Origin of the sequence: Actinophytocola sp. (assembly GCF_035634895.1) — a bacterium.
Lineage (GTDB): Bacteria > Actinomycetota > Actinomycetes > Mycobacteriales > Pseudonocardiaceae > Actinophytocola.
In genome coordinates this window covers 1-17,719 of the sequence record NZ_DASQCC010000274.1, presented here as the reverse complement: position 1 = coordinate 17,719, position 17,719 = coordinate 1, and the positions used below count along the sequence as shown (strand labels likewise).

Sequence of the window (17,719 nt, the reverse complement as noted above, 5' to 3'; positions counted from 1 at the left end):
CCGCGCCGGAAATGCGGTGATCAAGTCGGTGGATCCAGGTTTCTGCTGGCAAGACGCCGGTTCGCCCTCGTACTGGGTCGTACTTGGGCGAACCGGCAACGCCGCCAGCGGGAAGCTGGGCCGCCGAATTAGTTGCCTGATTTCCGGCGCGGGACACTAGCCCACGACCAGCCCGCCCGCCCACGACCAGCCCACGATTAGTTCGACGCCGGGCGTCCGTCACCGCCGTCATCGCCGCGTTCGGCGGCCAGGAGGGTGTCCACGGAGGCGCTGCCGGCCTTGTAGCGGGCGCCGATCTCGTCGTTCAGGGCGTCCACGACCTTCTGGACCTCGCGGCGCCGCTTGGAGACCGACTCCTCCTCCGCCGCGTAGGTCCGCAGGGCCAGGTCGAGCCGCTCGTCCGGCAGGGACGACACGTCCGACAGGTCCGCGTCGGAGACCAGGGCCTCCACGTGCCGGCGGTGCGCCTCCGCGCGGGACGGCTCCAGGGACTGGTGCCGCCCGGACCCCGACGGCGTCCTGCCCCCGACGTTGTCCGCCAGGATCTCCGCGAGCCGCTCCACGACGGAGCTGGACCCGCCCTCCCGCCGCCGCTTCTGCTCGGCCTTCACGATGTCGATCCGACCGTGCAGCAGCCTGCGCAGGTAGGAGAGGTCGGTCTCCTCCTGCGCGGCGTCGTCGCGGCGGCCGCGGACCTCTGCCAGGTCGAGCTGGCTCAGGTCTCGCAGATAGTCCGGCGCGAGCACGCGGTCGATTCGCCTTCGTCCCCCAGGACGGACTTCGATCACAGGCTTATCCTCCGGTACCGATGGCCCCGTCGCCAACCACGAAGCGTCAGTTGCTTTGCGCGACGTTCAACAGGGTACGTACGTCCGCCGGTGACATCGGCGGGCGCTGAGCGATTTTGGCCAGACCCGTTGCCCTGGCGACCAGCTGCGCGTTGTCCCGCACCCGCTCGCCGCGTGCGTAGGACACCGTGTCCTCCATGCCGACCCGCAGGTGGCCGCCTGCCGAGAGCGACGCCAGCAGCACCGGCAGCGAGGTGCGGCCGACCCCGGTGGCGGAGAAGGTGGCCCCGGCGGGCATCAGCCGCAGCGCCGCCACCAGCGTCGCCACGTCGCCCGGCATGCCGCCCGGGACGCCCATGACCAGGTCGACGTGCACGTGGCCGCCGGCCGGCAGGCCGTGCTCGTTGAGCAGCCGGTGCAGCGCGGCGAGGTGGCCGAGGTCGAAGATCTCGTACTCCGGCACGATGTTCCGCTCCCGCATCCGCCTGTGCAGCTCGACCACGAACTCCCAGCGGTTCATGAACACGTCGTCGCCGAAGTTGACCGTGCCCATCGTGCAGCTCGCCGAGTCCGGCATCGCCTCCAGCACGCGCAGGCGGTCCTCCTCCGGGTCGGTCACCGCGCCGCCGGTGGACAGCTGCACCACCAGCGACGTCTCCGCCCGCAGTGCCGCGACGGTCTCCTTCAGGCGGCCGAGGTCGAGCGTCGGCTTCGCGTCCGCGTCCCGGATGTGCACGTGGATCATGGCCGCGCCGACCCGCTCGCAGTCCCGGGCGGTCGCCACCAGCTCGTCGAGCGTGACGGGAAGGTTGGGGACGTCGGCCTTGGCGAGCTCCGCGCCGGTGGGCGCGACGGTGATCAGTGTTGCCTGGGTGCCTGCCATGGCGTGGATGTTAATCAGCCGCGCAGCTTCCGTGCGGCCTCGCGGCCGAGTCCCGGCGTGGCCTCGGGGACCGCGTCCGGGTCGATGGCGGCCTGCACCACCCGGTCCTCGGCGCCGACCAGCAGCTCGGCGTCCAGCGGCACCGAGTACTTCACCAGCGCCAGCGCGACCGAGCCCAGCTCGTGATGCCGGACGACCGAGCCGACCCGTCCGACCGTCCGCCCGCCGGCCTCCCCGTCCCGGCCGACCACGACGGGGTCGCCGGTCTCCGGGAGTACCTCGGTCGAGCCGTCCAGGTGCAGCAGCAGCATCCGGCGCGGCGGCCGGCCGACGTTGTGCACCTTCGACACGGTCTCCTGGCCGCGGTAGCAGCCCTTGGCGACGTGCGCGGCGACGTGCACCCAACCGACCTCGTGCGGGATCGTGCGGTCGTCGGTGTCGACGGCCATGCGCGGCCGGGCCGCCTCGACGCGGAACGCCTCGTAGCCCCAGCTGCCCATGGGCCGGGCGCCGGCCTCGGTCAGCCGTTCCCACCAGCCGGCGTCGCGGGGCACGAGCAGGTCGACGCCCAGTGCCCCGCGCCGGACGATCACCTGCTGGTCACCGGCCACCCCGTGCGGGCCGGGAACCGGCAGGCCGAGCTTCGTGAGCACCTCGTCGGTCCGCGGACCGAGCAGGGTCAGCACGGCCCGCTCGGCCGTCGCGTCCCGCAGCTCCACCTTCGACCAGAAGACCATCGACTGGAGGTACTCGAGGAGCGGCTGGGTGCCGCCCCGGACGCCGGTCGCGTGCGCGCCGGGGTCGGCGTCGAGCCAGACGGTCTCGTCGAGATGCGCGACCTCCATGTGCGTGTCGACACGCCCCTGGCTGTCGAGTACCAGGGCCTCGGTGGCGGCGCCGTCGGCCAGGTCGGTCATGTGCTGGGAGATGACCAGGTGCAGCCACGACAGGCGCTCCGGCCCGGTCACCGCGATGACCTCGCGGTTGCCGCGATCCACCACCGCGACCTTGCGTGCCGCGGCCCGCTGCTCGGCGAAGGGGTCGCCGTAGTGCCACGGCATCCCAGCGTCCGGCGAGCCTTCGGGGGTCGGGATCACTGGATCTCCTTCTGGCACTTCGCACACAGTCCGGACAGCGCGAGATGGCTCGCATCGAGTGAGAACCCGAAGCGGGCGCGCAGTGTTCCGCGCAGGTCGTCCATCAGCTCGCGGGGCGCCTCGATGACGGTGTCGCAGCGATGGCAGACGAGGTGGACGTGCTGGTGCTCGTGCACCGAGTAGCTGGGCGCGCCGTGGCCGAGGTGGGTGTGCCGCACGATGCCGAGGTCCTCGAGGAGCTCGAGCGTGCGGTAGATGGTCGTGATGTTGACGCTGGGGGTCGAGCGCTGGACGTGGTGGCAGACCTGCTCGGGGGTCGCGTGCTCGAGCACGAGCAGCGCGTCGAGCACGAGCTGACGCTGGGGCGTCATCCGCATCCCACGCTCGTGCAGCGTGGATTTCAGCTCCTGGATGTTGGTTGCCACACCTTGAATCGTAGGCTCTTGTCATGCGCGTGCTGGCGATGCTGGACGGAACCCTTGCCGATCCGACGACACCGCTGATCCGGGTGGACGATCTGGGCGTCACCCGCGGCGACGGCGTCTTCGAGACGATCCTGGTGGTGGACGGGAAGCCCCGCGAGCTGGGGCCACACCTCGACCGCCTCGACCACTCGGCCGCGATGCTGGAGCTGCCGCCGCCCGACCGCGCGGCGTGGGAACGCTGCGTCCAGCTCGTGCTGGACAACTGGCAGGGGGGCGAGGAGATGGCCCTCAAGCTGGTGTACACGCGGGGCCCCGAGTTCGGCGACGGCACCCCGACCGGCTACGCGATGGGGCTGCCGATCGGGGAGAAGGTCCTGCTGGCCCGCGAGACCGGGGTGGCGGTGGTGACCCTGGCCCGCGGCTACGACCCGGCGATCGTGCCGGCGGCCCCGTGGCTGCTGCTGGGCGCGAAGTCCCTGTCGTACGCGGTGAACATGGCCGCGCTGCGGCACGCGGAGTCGGTGGGCGCGTCCGAGGTCGTGTTCATCGCGGCGGACGGTTCGGTGCTGGAGGGCCCGACGTCGTCGGTGGTCCTGGTGTCGGGCCGGACGTTGCGGACGACCCCGCCGTCGAGCGGCATCCTCAAGGGCACGACCCAGGGCGCCCTGTTCCGCGCGGCCGAGCAGGCCGGCTGGTCGACCAAGGTCGAACCGGTGACGGAGGCACAGCTCCGCGAGGCCGACGCGCTGTTCATGGCGTCGAGCGTCCGGAAGCTGACCCGGGTCCACACCCTGGACGGCGTGCAGCTCCCGGACGCCGGCACCCTGCACAAGGAGCTGTCGGCCCTGTACGAGTCCGAGTACTGACCCGCTACCCGGCGACCCTGCGCAGGTACGCGGACGTGTGCGGCTGGAGGGGCTGGTCCACCATGGCCCGCTCCTCCACATACGCGAGGTCACCCTGGTTGACCAGGCCGTACAGGCGCTTCGCGCCGTTGACCTCCTTGGCCGACGCCGTGCGCATCGTCACGTCCGTCGCCAGCTCCCAGGACGTCTGCGTGCGGTTCTCGCCGTAGAAGATCTCGATCACGCCCGTCGCGTGGGCCAGCAGCAGCTCGATCGTGTCGTCCGGCTGGGGTCGCCACCAGCCCACCTCGCGGGCCGCCGGACGGATGACCTTCCCGTCCGCGTCCAGCAGCCACGCGCGGCTCTCGTAGTACACGAACGGGCGCCCGTCGTGCGCGAAGATCACCTGCTGCCCGAAGTGCTGCGACTCGATCGTCGGGTACACGACCTCGCCCTCGCCGCGCCACACGCCGATCAGCGGCAGCAGGGGCAGCAGCGCGTCGTGCAGTGCGGCACCCTCACGCAGGTTCGCCGTGTCGTTCGGGACCGGGAGGTCCTCCCACTGCGGCAGGTTGCGCTCGCGGGTGCTGTTCGCCCGTTCCGCCGCCGCGCGCAGTGCCGCGTCGCCGCTGCCGGGGACGGGAGGCTCGGGAGCACTCATGAGCGGCGCCCCGCCATCCGGACGGCCGGGAGACCCGGGGACACGATGCCGGCCAGGGTGGCGGCGGTCAGCGGCGGGGTGACGAACAGTTCCACCCGAGGAGGATATGGCAACGCGGGGCGGCCAGACTCAAGCCGCCCCGCGTCCGGTGAAAAGCCGTCCGGTGGAATACCTCAGCCGACGGACACGGCCACCGGGTGCAGGCCCGGGCCGTCCGCCGTCACCTTCGCCTCGCCGTTGCCCGAGCGGTGCAGCGCACGCACCGTCCACTGGCCCGGCGCGGCGAAGAAGCGGAAGTTGCCCTCGGCCGACGACACGACCTCGGCCGTGAACTCGCCGCTCGCGTCGAGCAACCGCACGAACGCGCCACCCACCGGCGCGCCGTCCGCGGTGACCTGTCCGCCCAGCACGATCTCCTTCGTGAGGTCGACGCCGGCGGCCAGATCCGCCGTCTGCTCCGGCGCGCCGCAACCGTCCGTCATCTCGTACTCCTTCAGCTACTTGGCGCCAGGGCCGATTTCGACCGGCACGCCGACCAGCGAGCCGTACTCCGTCCACGAGCCGTCGTAGTTCTTGACGTCCGGGTAACCCAGGAGCTCGTGCAGGGCGAACCAGGTGTGCGACGACCGCTCACCGATCCGGCAGTACGCGATGGTGGCCTTGGACTCGTCGATCCCGGCCTCCTTGTACAGCTCACGCAGCTCGTCGGAGGACTTGAACGTCCCGTCCTCGTTCGCCGCCTTGCTCCACGGCACGTTGATGGCCGACGGGATGTGCCCGGCACGCTGCGCCTGCTCCTGGGGCAGGTGGGCGGGCGCGAGCAGCTTGCCGGAGAACTCGTCCGGGGACCGCACGTCGACCAGGTTCTTCGCGTTGATGGCGTCGACGACCTCGTCGCGGAAGGCGCGGATCGCCGCGTCCTGCTCCTGTGCCGAGTAGCTGGTCTCGTCGCGGGTGACGGCGTCCTTGGACAGCGGGCGGCCGTCGAGCTCCCACTTCTTGCGGCCGCCGTCGAGCAGCTGCACGTCCTGGTGGCCGTACAGCCGGAAGTACCAGTACGCGTACGCGGCGAACCAGTTGTTGTTGCCGCCGTAGAGAACCACCTTGTCGGAGTTGGCGATGCCCTTGGCGGACAGCAGCTTCTCGAAGCCGGCGCGGTCCACGAAGTCGCGGCGCACCGGGTCCTGCAGCTCGGTCTTCCAGTCGATCCTCACCGCGCCGGGGATGTGTCCGCCGTCGTAGGCCGAGGTGTCCTCGTCGACCTCGACGAACACCACCCCCTGGCTCTCCAGGTTCTGTTCGGCCCATTCGGCGGTGACCAGCACGTCTTCGCGGCTCATTGGAGCGCTTTCTCCTTCGTTGGGGTGAATCGGCGTATCAAGAGATAGGTCTCGCAGCCGAGGCAGAACGCGAACGCCGCGTTGAGGAACGCCGCGGCCAGCGCGAACGCGGTCGCGACGATGCCGAGCGCGGTCAGGCCGGTCGCGTAGCCGAGCACGCCGAGGACGGCGAACGCGAACCCGATGCCCTGGGCGAACCGCAGCGGGGCGGTGTCCTCCCGCTCGTCGGTCGGCCCGAGCCGGGGCGCGACGAGCCCGCGGTACAGGACCGAGTACGGCGCGACACCGAAGCCGGCGAACGCGCCGATGGCGAACACCACGGCCTGGGCGGCGAGCAGCGGCCACCAACCGGTGACCAGCACGACCGCGAGGACGACGGTGGTGACCCATGCGGCGAAGCGTGGGCCCCGGGGATCAACCTGGCCCGGACCAGCGGACATGGACGCCTCCTGACTGCGCGAGCTGGATGAGATGGGGAAACCAGCACGGGTAGCCGACAGCGACAGGCCGCCCGGTCAGTCAGATGCCAGACACAGGCTGGAGTCCACGCGGCAGTAGTCCACCGCGCGGCGCCTGGTCAGCAATGCGTACACGCCTAGCACAGTACCGCCGCTTCCCTGCTGGTGGGCCGGCTGCCCACCTACTGGGACGACAGGTGGGGGCGGAGTGCCTCGAGCAGCTCGGCCCGTCTCGGCACGCCACCGATCCGCAGCAGCTCGGTGCCGCGACCGTCGACCGCGAGCGTGGTCGGGGTGCGCAGCACGGACAGCTCGCGGGCGAGGTCGGTCCGGTCGGTGAGGTCCAACTCGGTGTGGTGCAGCCCGTCGGTGCGGGCCGCGAGATCGGACAGCAGGACCCGGGTCTGCCGGCAGGGCGCGCAGAACGTGGTCGACAGCTGGACCAGCGTGACCCCGGTCGGCTCGACGAGCGCCTGGACGTCCGCGGGCAGCCCGCTCGCCGGCGCCTCGCGCACCCGCCCGTTCCGAGTCTTCATGACCAGGCCGGCCACGGTGGCGAGTACGAGCGTGCCAACCAGGACAAGGGCCCCGACCATGATCGCTCCCGCTTGCCGAGCACCACGCCTACTTGCCGAGCACCACGTCGTTCGCGGTGCCCTTGACCGACAGTACGCCCGGCTCGACGGTCACGGCGGTGGGTGTGACGGTGAACGGCAGCTTGCCCGGGTCGAGGGTGAAGTTCAGGATCTGCTTGAGCAGGGCGTCGGCCTCCGGCGAGAGCTGGCCGCCGCCGAGCACCGAGTTGCTCAGCTCGATCCGGTTCGGCGTGAACGTCATCTTCGCGCCCTCGACCAGCGAGATGATGCCGTACGCGCACATCTCCGTCTCGTCGCCGCCGATGTTGGCCGTCGCGCAGACCCGGGCGCCGGCGGTGGTGTCCTCGATCTCCGCCTCGGCCGCGCGTTCGGCGGCCTCCTGCTCGGCGTCGGTGCGGGAGTCGGGGTCGGTGATCGCGTCCTGCTCGCTGATCGGGTCGATCTTCACGTTCGTGATGGACCGGATCAGGTTGTTCCTGTTGCTCGCGATGGCGCGGTTGACGTCCGAGGCCTTGACCTTGACCTGGCCCTCGACCTCGCGGACCTTGACCTCCTGCAGCGAGCCAGACACGAGGTCGCCGAGCGGGGCCTGCACGTCCCGCAGCTCGATGTGCACCTCGAGGTCGCGCAGGGTGTCCTCGACCGGCACGCCCTTGGCGTCGATCGTGACGTGCCCGTACTCGCCGGAGATGGCCTGGGCGAGGAACGAGAAGCCGCCGACCTTCACCGCGGGGTCGTCGGAGAGGTCGAACTGGTCGCGGGCCCGCTTGGACACCTGGTACTCGAAGATCGCGGCCGCGCCAAAGTCCGCGACGACCAGCAGCCCCACGAGGACGACCAGGGCGATGACGAGCCTGCGCACCCTCTTGGTCCGGCGTTTTCCTGGCGCGGGCCGGGGTGGCGTCTCTGTCGTCGTCATGGCAACCAATGATCCTGGGCGTTGGGAGGACCGACCCTACCGGGGTGCGTGTGCGGTCGTCGTCACGTTACGTTCGTGTTTCTGTGGGTCACAGGAGTCACATGAGTGTCCAAAGTTCACTCTCTCGTTGGTGCAGTCGTGTGACTCATGCGTCACGACCAGGACATATCCTGGCCACACCGGTTATTCTCGCGAAAAGCCACGGAGCGTATCCAGAGAGGCGGGCCCCCATGAGCCTCGACCTGCTGCTGCTCACCGCGGACCCAACGCCGGGCTCTGTCGTGCCATCACTCATGTTGTTGCCCCACCACGTGCGCACCCAGGCGCCCGAGGTCACGGCTTTGCTCGAAGCCGGATCCAGGGACGTGGTTCTCGTCGACGCGCGGACCGACCTCGCGGCCGCCAAGAGCCTGTGCCGCCTGCTCACGTCCGGCGGCGACAGCGCGCCGGTCATCGCCATCGTCAATGAGGGCGGCCTGGTCGCCGTCAACTCGGAATGGCGGGTCGACGACATCCTCCTGCCCACCGCCGGCCCGGCCGAGGTGGACGCCCGGCTGCGGCTGCTGACCTCGCGTGGCCCCGCCGGCGCCCCGGGTGCCGACGGCGCCCTGCGACTCGGCGAGCTGGTCATCGACGAGGCGACCTACATGGCGCGGCTGCGTGGCCGTCCGCTCGACCTCACCTACAAGGAGTTCGAGCTGCTGAAGTACCTGGCGCAGCACGCCGGCCGGGTGTTCACCCGCGCACAGCTGCTCCAGGAGGTGTGGGGCTACGACTTCTTCGGGGGCACCCGCACCGTGGACGTGCACGTCCGGCGCCTGCGCGCCAAGCTCGGCAACGAGCACGAGCAGATGATCGGCACCGTGCGCAACGTGGGCTACAAGTTCGTCCAGCCGCCGAAGTCGTCGCTGTCCGAGGAGAGCGTCGACGAGACGGCGGACGCCCAGCTGTAGCCGCGACCACGTTCACTCTGCGGGGTCCGCCGCGCGCGGTACCGTCGGGTTCGTGGAGATCACCTGGCGAGACGAGCCCGACGAGGCCGTCCGCTCGCTGCTGCTCGCCGCACGGGACGCCGACGGCACCCCCGAGGTCGTCGCCGGCGAACCGCTGCCGAGGGAGTTCCGCGGCGGCCGGCACCTGCTCGCCCACGACGGGTCGACCCTCGTCGGGTACGCGCACGTCGACACCGCGGGCGACGCGTTCGGCAACCAGATCGTCGAGCTGCTCGTCCACCCCGACCACCGGGGCAACGGCGTCGGCACGGTGCTGGTCGACGAGGTACTCACCATCGACAGCCCGCTGCGCCTGTGGTCCCACCGCGACCACCCCGCCGCCGCGCGGATCGCCGAACACAGGAACCTGGCCCGCGTTCGCGAGCTGCTCCTCATGCGCCTGGACAACGACGTCGAGCTGCCCGAGCCGCGGTGGCGGGACGGCATCGGTGTCCGCACGTTCGTCCCGGGCCGGGACGAGGCCGCGATGGTCGCGGTCAACAAGCGTGCGTTCGACTGGCACCCCGAGCAGGGACTGCTGACGGTGGCCGACGTCGAGGCCACCGAGCGGGAGCCCTGGTTCGACCCGCACGGGTTCTTCCTGGCCACGGACGGCGACGACCAGGTCGTCGGCTTCCACTGGACCAAGGTGCACGGCGACGGCACGGGCGAGGTGTACGTCGTCGGCGTGGACCCCGACGCCCAGGGCGGCGGCCTTGGCCGCGCGCTGACCCTTGCCGGGCTGCACCACCTGCGGGCGCGCGGGGTGCGGGAGACCATCCTCTACGTCGAGTCGGACAACAAACCGGCCGTCGCTGTCTACACCCGATTAGGGTTCACCCTTGCGTACACCAACGTCGCCTACCAGCGGTAATACCTCAACTACCGTTACGGTTAGCAACAAAGGTCACAATCTGGTGTTGTTCACCCTGCGTTCACCTGGATACCCGGGACTGTCCACCCCCGCTCCCTAGCGTCCGCGCTGCACGCCAACGGGTCGTGCACAAGTAGTGCATCGAGTTGCCCCGAGAGGATCCAGTGAAGCGCATCCGCTACGGCCGTATCGCGGCCATCGTCACTGCCGGCGCCCTCGCGCTGACGGCCTGTGGGAACGACCCGGCGTCGAGTTCCGGTAGCAGCGACAGCAACGACACCCCCGCCGCCGAGAGTGACCTGTCCGGCAAGCTCGCGGGATCCGGCGCCACCTCGCAGCAGTCGGCGCAGGAAGTGTGGATGGCGAAGTTCGGCGAGCAGAACCCGGACGTCGACCTGTCCTACGACCCGGTCGGTTCCGGCGGCGGCCGCAAGGCGTTCCTCGACGGCGGCGCCGCGTTCGCCGGCTCGGACTCCGCGATGAAGGCCGAGGAGCGCACCGGCGCCAAGGACCGCTGCGGTGGCGGCGAGGCCTACGAGCTGCCGCTGTACATCAGCCCGATCGCGATCGTCTACAACCTCAAGGCCGTCAAGGACCTCCAGCTGTCCCCGGCCACGATCGCCAAGATCTTCGACGGCAAGATCGCGAAGTGGAACGACCCGGCCATTGCCGCGGACAACCCGAACGCGACGCTGCCCGACGCCGCCATCACGCCGATCAACCGCTCGGACGAGTCGGGCACGACGGCGAACTTCACCGACTACCTGGTCAAGACGGCGAAGGCCGACTGGCCGTACCCGTCGAGCGGCAACTGGCCGAGGCAGGGCACGCAGTCCGCGCAGGGCACCTCCGGTGTCGTGCAGGCGGTCCAGGGCGGCGAGGGCACCATCGCCTACGCCGACCACAGCCAGGCCGGCAGCCTGGGCGTCGCCAAGATCAAGGTCGGTGACAAGTTCGTCGAGCCGACCGCTGAGGGCGCCGCCAAGGTCGTCGCCGAGTCCCCGCAGGCCTCCGGCCTGTCCGAGCACGACCTGGCGCTGGACCTGAAGCGCGACACGACGACCGCGGGCACCTACCCGCTGCTGCTCGTCTCGTACATCATCGTCTGCTCGAAGTACGACGACGCCGAGCAGGGCAAGCTCGTGAAGGCCTACGTTGGCTACATCGCGAGCGACGACGGCCAGAAGGCGGCCGCGGACGAGGCCGGCTCCGCGCCGATCTCCGACGACCTCCGCACCAAGGTCGAGTCCGCTCTCGACGCCATCAAGTAGTCAGCACGGTCCGCTCAGGTCCGGTGGGCGGCGACATCGCCGCCCACCGGACCTAGGTCCATCCACCTCCTGTTGACGGAGAACGCACAGTGACCACAACGGACGAGCCGAAGGTCCACGAGCCTGCGGCCACGCCGCGTCCACCACAGCGTCCCGGTGACCGAATCTTCTCCGCGAGCGCCAAGTACGCGGGTGTGCTGATCCTCGTCGTCCTCGCCGCGGTCGCCATCTTCCTGGTGACCGAGGGCTGGCCGGCGATCACGACCCCGACCGACACGCTCGCCAAGTCCATCAACTGGCTCGAGGGCAAGTCCGTACTCGCCTACGTCGGCCCGCTGGTGTTCGGCACCATCCTCGCCGCCCTCATCGCGCTCGTCATCGCGACGCCGATCGCCATCGGGGTCGCGCTGTTCATCTCGCACTACGCGCCGCGGCGGGTCGCGTCCAGCCTCGGTTACGTGATCGACTTGCTCGCGGCGATCCCCAGCGTCGTCTACGGCCTGTGGGGCGCGCTCTGGCTGATGCCGAAGGTGCACCCGTTCTTCGAGTGGCTGTCCACCTACTTCGGCTGGATCCCGCTCTTCGCCGGCCCGGCGGCCAACCCGCCGCGCACGATCCTCACGGCGGGCATCGTCCTCGCGGTCATGATCCTGCCGATCATCACGGCCGTCTCGCGGGAGATCTTCCTGCAGACGCCGACCCTCCACGAGGAGGCGGCGCTCGCGCTCGGCGCGACCCGCTGGGAGATGATCCGCATGTCGGTGCTGCCCTTCGCGCGGTCCGGCATCATCTCGGCCACCATGCTCGGCCTCGGCCGCGCACTCGGCGAGACCATGGCCGTCGCCATGGTGCTCTCGCCGGGCCTGCTGTACTCGATCTTCGTCCTCAAGGCCGGCCAGCAGCAGAACATCGCCGCGAACATCGCCCTGAAGTTCCCCGAGGCCTCGGGGAAGGGCGTGAACGTCCTGATCTTCACCGGTCTGGTGCTGTTCGTGATCACCCTTCTCGTCAACATGTTCGCGCGGTGGATCGTCAGCCGCCGGGCGGAGTTCTCGGGGGCCAACTGAGATGACCACCTCGCTGGAGTCTCCGCTCATCCCGGTCAGCCTGACGGCCGGCAAGCTGCCGAGGTACTCGCCGCTCGGGATCTTCGTGGTCTCGCTGCTGGCGGTGTCCGGCCTGCTGGCCGTGTTCGGCTCGTTCAGCGTCGCGCTGGCCGTGGTGCTCGGCACCGTGGTGTTCGTCGTGGCGCTGGTGATCGTCTCGCGAGCCGTCGAGGGCACCCGTGCCGCGAAGGACCGCCTGGCCACGGCGCTGATGTACTCGGCGTTCATCCTTGCGCTGATCCCGCTGGTGACGCTGCTGTGGACGGTGGTCTCGAACGGCATCAAGCGGTTCGACGTCTACTTCCTGAACACCACGATGCGTGGCGTGTACGGCGGCATGGACGCCGGCGGCGCCTACCACGCGATCATCGGCACGCTCGAGATCACCGCGTTCGCGACGCTCATCTCGGTGCCGATCGGCCTGCTCACCGCCGTCTACCTGGTCGAGTACGGGCCGTCGCGGCTCGGCCGGGCCATCACGTTCTTCGTCGACGTCATGACCGGCATCCCGTCGATCGTCGCCGGCCTGTTCGCCTACGCGCTGTTCGCGCTGGTCGCCGGGCCGGGCGTGCGGATGGGCGTGGTCGGCTCGGTGGCGCTGGCCGTGCTGATGATCCCGGTCGTGGTGCGTGCCTCCGAGGAGATGCTCAAGCTCGTGCCCAACGAGCTGCGCGAGGCGGCCTTCGCGCTGGGCGTGCCCAAGTGGCTGACCATCGTGAAGGTGGTCCTGCGGACGGCCGCGGCGGGTATCGTGACCGGCGTCACACTCTCGATCGCCCGCGTGATCGGCGAGACCGCGCCGCTGCTGCTCACCGCCGGCTACACGAACTCGCTCAACGGCGACCTGTTCGACGGCCGGATGATGACACTGCCGGTGTACGTGTACCGCCAGTACAGCCAGGGTCTCGTGCCGAAGGGCATCACGGACATCAACTACCAGCGGGCCTGGGCCGCCGCGCTGACGCTCATCATCATCGTCATGCTGCTCAACCTCGTCGCCCGTCTCATCTCACGGTTCTTCGCGCCCAAGACCGGCCGCCGGTAAGGACAAAGGAACAATGGCCAAGCGTCTGGATATTTCGGATCTCAACATCTACTACAGCGACTTCCTCGCGGTCGAGGGCGTCTCGATGGCGGTCGAGCCGCGTGCGGTGACGGCGTTCATCGGGCCGTCCGGCTGCGGCAAGTCGACCGTGCTGCGGTCGCTGAACCGCATGCACGAGGTGATCCCGGGCGCCCGGATCGAGGGCAAGATCGCACTGGACGGCGAGGACCTGTACGGCCGCGACGTCGACCCGGTACGCGTCCGCCGCTCCATCGGCATGGTGTTCCAGCGGCCGAACCCGTTCCCGACGATGTCGATCGCCGCGAACGTGATCGCCGGCATGCGGCTGAACAACAAGCGCATGTCGAAGGCGGCTTCGGAGGAGGTCGTCGAGCAGTCCCTGCGCGGCGCGAACCTGTGGAACGAGGTCAAGGACCGGCTGGGCAGGCCCGGCTCGTCGCTCTCGGGTGGGCAGCAGCAGCGGCTGTGCATCGCCAGGGCCATCGCCGTGCAGCCGGACGTGCTGCTGATGGACGAGCCGTGCTCGGCGCTCGACCCCATCTCCACGCTCGCGATCGAGGACCTGATCGGGGAGCTCAAGAAGGACTACACGATCGTCATCGTCACCCACAACATGCAGCAGGCGGCGCGGGTGAGCGACCAGACGGCGTTCTTCAACCTCGCGGGCGTCGGCCAGCCGGGCAAACTGATCGAGATGGACGCGACGGAGAAGATCTTCTCCAACCCGAACCAGAAGGCGACCGAGGACTACATCTCCGGCCGTTTTGGCTGATTCGGCCGGGTCTCGCGTTCGGGAACCATTCCCCTGGGGCATCCGTCACAATTAGGGTCCCAGGGGTGCTGGGTTCTCACGACTGCGAACCGCGGGGGTGTGGCTGATGCTTGACGGGGGCGGCGGCGGTGCCATGGCATCGTCGATGGTCAGCTTCAAGGACGCGGCGGCGGACGGCTCCTTCTCCGTGAACGAGACCGGCGGCAAGGCGCTGCTGACGGCCATCCGCGAGATGGCCAAGTGGGTCGACGACAACATCATGCACCTCGCCACGCTCGGCCGGGAGCTGCCGCTCGGCTCCAGCAAGGGCGCGGACCTGATGAAGCCGTACGTGCAGCAGGTCGCCACGGACGACCAGGGCTTCATCCCCCAGCTGAAGGAGTTCCGCAGGTCGCTCGCCGACGCCGAGGAGGGCGTCCTGGCGGCGATGAAGAACTACAAGAACACCGACCACGGCATCCAGGGGAACTTCCGTGCCGTCTAGCCGCGGGGTGGCGATGGTCGTCACGCTTCTGGCCCTGCTCGCCGGCTGCGCGGAGTCGACGCAGGGCAGCCCGAGCCCGGGCGGCGAGCCGGACTCGACCGGGATCTCCTCGACCCCCTCGACCTCGTCGGCCGGGACCACCACGTCCGAGCCGGACGGCGGCGACGGCCTCGCCGCGATCGAGCCGTGCGGGATCCTCGACCAGTCCGACCTCGGCGCCATGCAGCTGACCGGCGGCAACGAGGTGAAGCTCGGCAGCGCCAGGACCTGCGACTACCGTCGTGAGGGTGCCACGCTGAACGAGAGCTTCACCGTCTCGCTCGCGCTCTGGGACAACCAGGGCCTCGACAAGCTGAACGCGCCGACCAAGCAGCAGCTGCCGGACATCGGCAGCCACAAGGCGGTCTCCTTCGTGGACGCGGGCGGGGTCTGCGGCACCGCCATCGGCGTCGGCGACTCGTCGCGGGTGGACAGCAGCGCCACCGGCGGCGACGAGCAGCAGGCCTGCCAGCTCGCCGCGCAACTGGCCACCATCGTCGAACGAAAACTGCCCTGAGGAGCGTCATGGCACCTCGCGACCACAACTGGTCCTTCCGGCACCGCGACACCTCGCAGACCGGTCAGGAGACCCGCGACAACGCGGAGACCCAGGTCACCGACGAGGTGGACCGGGGCAACATGATCGACTGGCTGGTCGACAAGTTCAACCACGGCCAGCGGGTGCAGGACACCTACACGCAGGACATGAACTCGCAGGCTCGGGAGCTCGCCCAGGGCGTCAACACCCGTGAGGGCCCGATCATGCAGTGCTACAACTACCTGTCCACGCCCCACCCGCGGCTCAAGCAGATGGTCACCGAGGACGTCGACCCGGACGGCGTCGGCTCGACCGGCGACCAGTGGATCGACGCGGGCAACGCGATGGTCCGCTTCCAGGAGGGCGTCAGGTCGGCCATCGACAACAGCCAGGCCGACTGGAAGGGCAAGGCCGGCAACTCGGCCAGGTCGTTCATGGCGAGCGTCGGCGGCTGGGTGGGCGAGGCGGGGCAGAGCGCGCAGCTCGCCGGCACGCAGACCAACCTCCAGGCGGTGGCGCTGTCCGACGCCAAGCGCAACATGCCCGAGCCGGTGGACTTCGACCTCGACGCGGCGAACCAGGACCTCCAGTCGACCACCAACCCGATGCTGTACCTGGCCAAGCTCGGCACGTACCAGACGCAGTACAACAACCAGCAGGCCGCGCACGAGCAGGCGGCCGGCGTCGTCAGCACCTACGACAACAGCCTGGCCAGCGCGAGCACGATGCCCGCCTTCGGTGCGCCGCCGCAGATGACCGGTGGCGGCAGCCAGACGAAGGTCCAGAAGTCGGAGATCAACGACAGCACCAACGACGTCAGCACGAACAACGTCTCGACGAACGGCTCGAACGACGGCCAGCAGACGAACCAGCCGCCGAACAGCCAGATCAGGACGCCGCCGACGTCGCACGACGACCCGGGCGGCTCGGACGGCTCCGGGAACGGTGGCGGCAAGGACGACCACCCCGGTAACCACGACATCCCGGGCGGCTCGAACAACGGCGACGGTTCCGGCAGTGGTTCCGGCAACGGCTCCGGTAACGGCCCGGGTTCGGGACTTCCCCCTGGCAACGGGACCGGCACCACGCCGAGCAGTGACGTGCCGCCCGGCGGCGGGCTGCCCGGCCAGTTCCCGACGCCCGGCACGAGCGGCGGCAACAACCCCGGCCAGAACCCCAACCTCGGCACCCCGCTGCCCATCGGCGGGCTGCCCGGCCCCACCGGCGGCGACATCGAACGCGGCGCCGGCCGTGGCTTCGGTCCCGGTGGCGGGCGCGGGTTCGGTCCCGGCGGTGGCTATGGCGGCTACGGCCCCGGCGAGTCCGGGCCCGGCGGCCGCGCGGGCGGCCCGGGCAGCATGGGCCGCGCCCCGGGCGTCGGCGGCATGGGCCCGGGCGGCGCGCTGGCCGCGGAAGGGGCCGTGGGCGGCCGAGGCGCGGCGGGTGGCCGTGGCGGCGCGGGCGGCATGATGCCGCACGGCAAGCGCGGCGAGGGTGAGGAGGACGGCGAGCACCAGCGCGCGTCGTACCTCGTCGAGGGCGACCCGGACGCGGTGTTCGGCACGGACGAGATGACGGCGCCGCCGGTGATCGGCGAGTAATGGCGGGTTACACGCTGTCGCTGCCGGCGGTGGACGTCCTGGCGCAGACGCTGGACGTCAACATCCGGCAGTTCCCGTTCGAGATCCCGTACTTCGGCGAGTACGAGCGGGACCGGCAGCGGATCGCCCGCGAGGTGTTCGTCGACCTGAGCAGGCGGGGCCTCGTGTGGGGCGCGGACATCGACCCGGAGCTGACCCGTGCGCTGCGGACGCTGTCGGAGTACGCGATCACCGTGTCCGTCATGGGGACCGTGGACAGCACCCGGAAGATCTACGCCCGTGCCGCCGCGGCAGGCGAGACCGGGGTGCTGGCGGTCAAGGAGGGCGACAGCCTGCGGCTGGAGCTGATCCGGCCGACGGCGTTGGCGATCACGCTCGTGGGCCTGCTGCCGGCGATGGAGTCGGGCCCGGGCCAGTCGGTGACGATCACGCGTCCCGCAGAACGCGACCCGGACGACATCCTGGCGCCGGTGCACTCCGGCCGAACGGGCGACGAGCAGCAGCTGAGGCTCGCGGAGAACTACCTGGCCCGCCCCAGGACCGGAACGGGGATGTTCACCGTCTCCGGCCGCGACCGGCGAACCGGCAGGGAACGGCAGGCCGGCCATCTGACCTGGATCGACACGGACGCCGGCCGCTACCTGGCACTGGCCCGGCCGCCGGGTGAGAACGGCCAGGCCCGTGCCACGTTCAGCCCCGCCGACCAGGCCCGGCTGACCCAGCAGCTGGGCGAGCTGATCGAGTCGGTCGCACCCCGCGCCGGGGTGCCGGCGCGGGACGAGTGGTGAGGCTCAGAGGTTGTCGTCGTCCTCGCCGTAGCCCGGCATGCGGCCGGTGACCACGAAGACGACCCGCTTGGCGACCGAGACCGCGTGGTCCGCGTAACGCTCGTAGAAGCGGCCCAGCAGGGTCACGTCCACCGCGGAGGCGACGCCGAACTCCCAGTCCTTGTCCATGATCACCG

At 70.2% G+C, this 17,719-nt stretch carries 21 protein-coding genes and 1 pseudogene; 11 read left to right on the top strand and 11 right to left on the bottom strand.

The window, feature by feature from the left end; all coding sequences use genetic code 11:
- Positions 1–197 precede the first annotated feature (197 nt).
- From VET29_RS42255 to VET29_RS42240, 4 genes are read right to left on the bottom strand one after another with little or no spacing between them, the layout of a single operon-like run.
- Positions 198–788, bottom strand: coding sequence for an aerial mycelium formation protein (locus VET29_RS42255; protein ID WP_324932596.1), 591 nt, complete (start codon positions 786–788; stop codon positions 198–200).
- Positions 789–834: 46 nt separating this feature from the next.
- Entirely contained in the window at positions 835–1,671 is an 837-nt protein-coding gene (locus VET29_RS42250) for a 3-keto-5-aminohexanoate cleavage protein (RefSeq protein ID WP_324932594.1), read from the bottom strand.
- Positions 1,672–1,685: 14 nt separating this feature from the next.
- Positions 1,686–2,732: a folate-binding protein gene (locus VET29_RS42245; protein ID WP_324932601.1), complete on the bottom strand. Its 1,047-nt coding sequence runs from the start codon at positions 2,730–2,732 to the stop codon at positions 1,686–1,688.
- A 32-nt stretch (positions 2,733–2,764) separates the two neighbouring features.
- The gene (locus tag VET29_RS42240) at positions 2,765–3,145 is read right to left on the bottom strand and encodes a transcriptional repressor (RefSeq protein ID WP_324932599.1); all 381 of its coding nucleotides are present in this window, start codon (positions 3,143–3,145) and stop codon (positions 2,765–2,767) included.
- 71 nt (positions 3,146–3,216) lie between these two features.
- On the opposite strand from VET29_RS42240, the gene VET29_RS42235 reads away from it, so the two are divergent.
- On the top strand, positions 3,217–4,059 hold the full coding sequence (locus VET29_RS42235) for an aminodeoxychorismate lyase (protein WP_324932591.1): 843 nt from the start codon (positions 3,217–3,219) through the stop codon (positions 4,057–4,059).
- Positions 4,060–4,063: 4 nt separating this feature from the next.
- Here VET29_RS42235 and VET29_RS42230 read toward each other — a convergent pair whose 3' ends face one another.
- The 6 genes from VET29_RS42230 to VET29_RS42205 form a co-directional block, all read right to left on the bottom strand.
- Positions 4,064–4,699, bottom strand: a complete 636-nt coding sequence (locus VET29_RS42230) for an FABP family protein (protein WP_324932589.1) — start codon at positions 4,697–4,699, stop codon at positions 4,064–4,066.
- Positions 4,700–4,872: 173 nt separating this feature from the next.
- On the bottom strand, positions 4,873–5,181 hold the full coding sequence (locus VET29_RS42225) for a DUF1416 domain-containing protein (RefSeq protein WP_324932586.1): 309 nt from the start codon (positions 5,179–5,181) through the stop codon (positions 4,873–4,875).
- A gap of 15 nt (positions 5,182–5,196) precedes the next feature.
- Positions 5,197–6,039 (bottom strand): sulfurtransferase, encoded by an 843-nt coding sequence (locus VET29_RS42220; protein ID WP_324932583.1) that lies wholly within the window; start codon positions 6,037–6,039, stop codon positions 5,197–5,199.
- Positions 6,036–6,479: a DUF4395 domain-containing protein gene (locus VET29_RS42215; protein WP_324932580.1), complete on the bottom strand. Its 444-nt coding sequence runs from the start codon at positions 6,477–6,479 to the stop codon at positions 6,036–6,038. Before VET29_RS42215 ends, VET29_RS42220 begins: the two co-directional genes overlap by 4 nt.
- A 200-nt stretch (positions 6,480–6,679) precedes the next feature.
- Complete coding sequence (locus VET29_RS42210) at positions 6,680–7,093, bottom strand: thioredoxin family protein (RefSeq protein WP_324932577.1); 414 nt, start codon at positions 7,091–7,093, stop codon at positions 6,680–6,682.
- A gap of 28 nt (positions 7,094–7,121) precedes the next feature.
- Positions 7,122–8,012: a DUF2993 domain-containing protein gene (locus VET29_RS42205; protein WP_324932574.1), complete on the bottom strand. Its 891-nt coding sequence runs from the start codon at positions 8,010–8,012 to the stop codon at positions 7,122–7,124.
- A 230-nt stretch (positions 8,013–8,242) separates the two neighbouring features.
- Here VET29_RS42205 and VET29_RS42200 point away from each other — a divergent pair, with 230 nt between their 5' ends.
- From VET29_RS42200 to VET29_RS42155, 10 genes are all read left to right on the top strand, one after another.
- A complete protein-coding gene (locus VET29_RS42200) occupies positions 8,243–8,965 on the top strand; it encodes a response regulator transcription factor (protein WP_324932571.1) in 723 nt (240 codons plus the stop codon).
- A gap of 52 nt (positions 8,966–9,017) precedes the next feature.
- On the top strand, positions 9,018–9,878 hold the full coding sequence (gene mshD, locus VET29_RS42195) for a mycothiol synthase (protein ID WP_324932568.1): 861 nt from the start codon (positions 9,018–9,020) through the stop codon (positions 9,876–9,878).
- A gap of 164 nt (positions 9,879–10,042) precedes the next feature.
- Complete coding sequence (gene pstS / locus VET29_RS42190) at positions 10,043–11,149, top strand: phosphate ABC transporter substrate-binding protein PstS (RefSeq protein WP_324932565.1); 1,107 nt, start codon at positions 10,043–10,045, stop codon at positions 11,147–11,149.
- A gap of 89 nt (positions 11,150–11,238) precedes the next feature.
- On the top strand, positions 11,239–12,216 hold the full coding sequence (gene pstC, locus VET29_RS42185; RefSeq protein ID WP_324932562.1) for a phosphate ABC transporter permease subunit PstC: 978 nt from the start codon (positions 11,239–11,241) through the stop codon (positions 12,214–12,216).
- Between the two features lies 1 nt (position 12,217).
- Positions 12,218–13,300, top strand: a complete 1,083-nt coding sequence (gene pstA / locus VET29_RS42180) for a phosphate ABC transporter permease PstA (protein WP_324932559.1) — start codon at positions 12,218–12,220, stop codon at positions 13,298–13,300.
- 13 nt (positions 13,301–13,313) lie between these two features.
- Positions 13,314–14,093 (top strand): phosphate ABC transporter ATP-binding protein PstB, encoded by a 780-nt coding sequence (gene pstB, locus VET29_RS42175; protein ID WP_324932557.1) that lies wholly within the window; start codon positions 13,314–13,316, stop codon positions 14,091–14,093.
- A 106-nt stretch (positions 14,094–14,199) separates the two neighbouring features.
- Positions 14,200–14,577 carry a hypothetical protein gene (locus VET29_RS42170; protein ID WP_324932554.1) on the top strand — a complete coding sequence of 126 codons (378 nt, stop codon included), beginning with the start codon at positions 14,200–14,202 and terminating at the stop codon, positions 14,575–14,577.
- A gap of 13 nt (positions 14,578–14,590) precedes the next feature.
- Complete coding sequence (locus VET29_RS42165; RefSeq protein ID WP_324932551.1) at positions 14,591–15,133, top strand: DUF3558 family protein; 543 nt, start codon at positions 14,591–14,593, stop codon at positions 15,131–15,133.
- 8 nt (positions 15,134–15,141) lie between these two features.
- Positions 15,142–16,755, top strand: a complete 1,614-nt coding sequence (locus tag VET29_RS42160; RefSeq protein WP_324932548.1) for a hypothetical protein — start codon at positions 15,142–15,144, stop codon at positions 16,753–16,755.
- A complete protein-coding gene (locus VET29_RS42155) occupies positions 16,755–17,543 on the top strand; it encodes an ESX secretion-associated protein EspG (protein ID WP_324932545.1) in 789 nt (262 codons plus the stop codon). The genes VET29_RS42160 and VET29_RS42155 overlap by 1 nt, the downstream gene beginning before the upstream one ends.
- A 3-nt stretch (positions 17,544–17,546) precedes the next feature.
- Here the strand turns inward: VET29_RS42155 and VET29_RS42150 are convergent.
- Positions 17,547–17,719, bottom strand: a pseudogene (locus tag VET29_RS42150) (phosphate transport system regulatory protein PhoU); the annotation flags it as partial.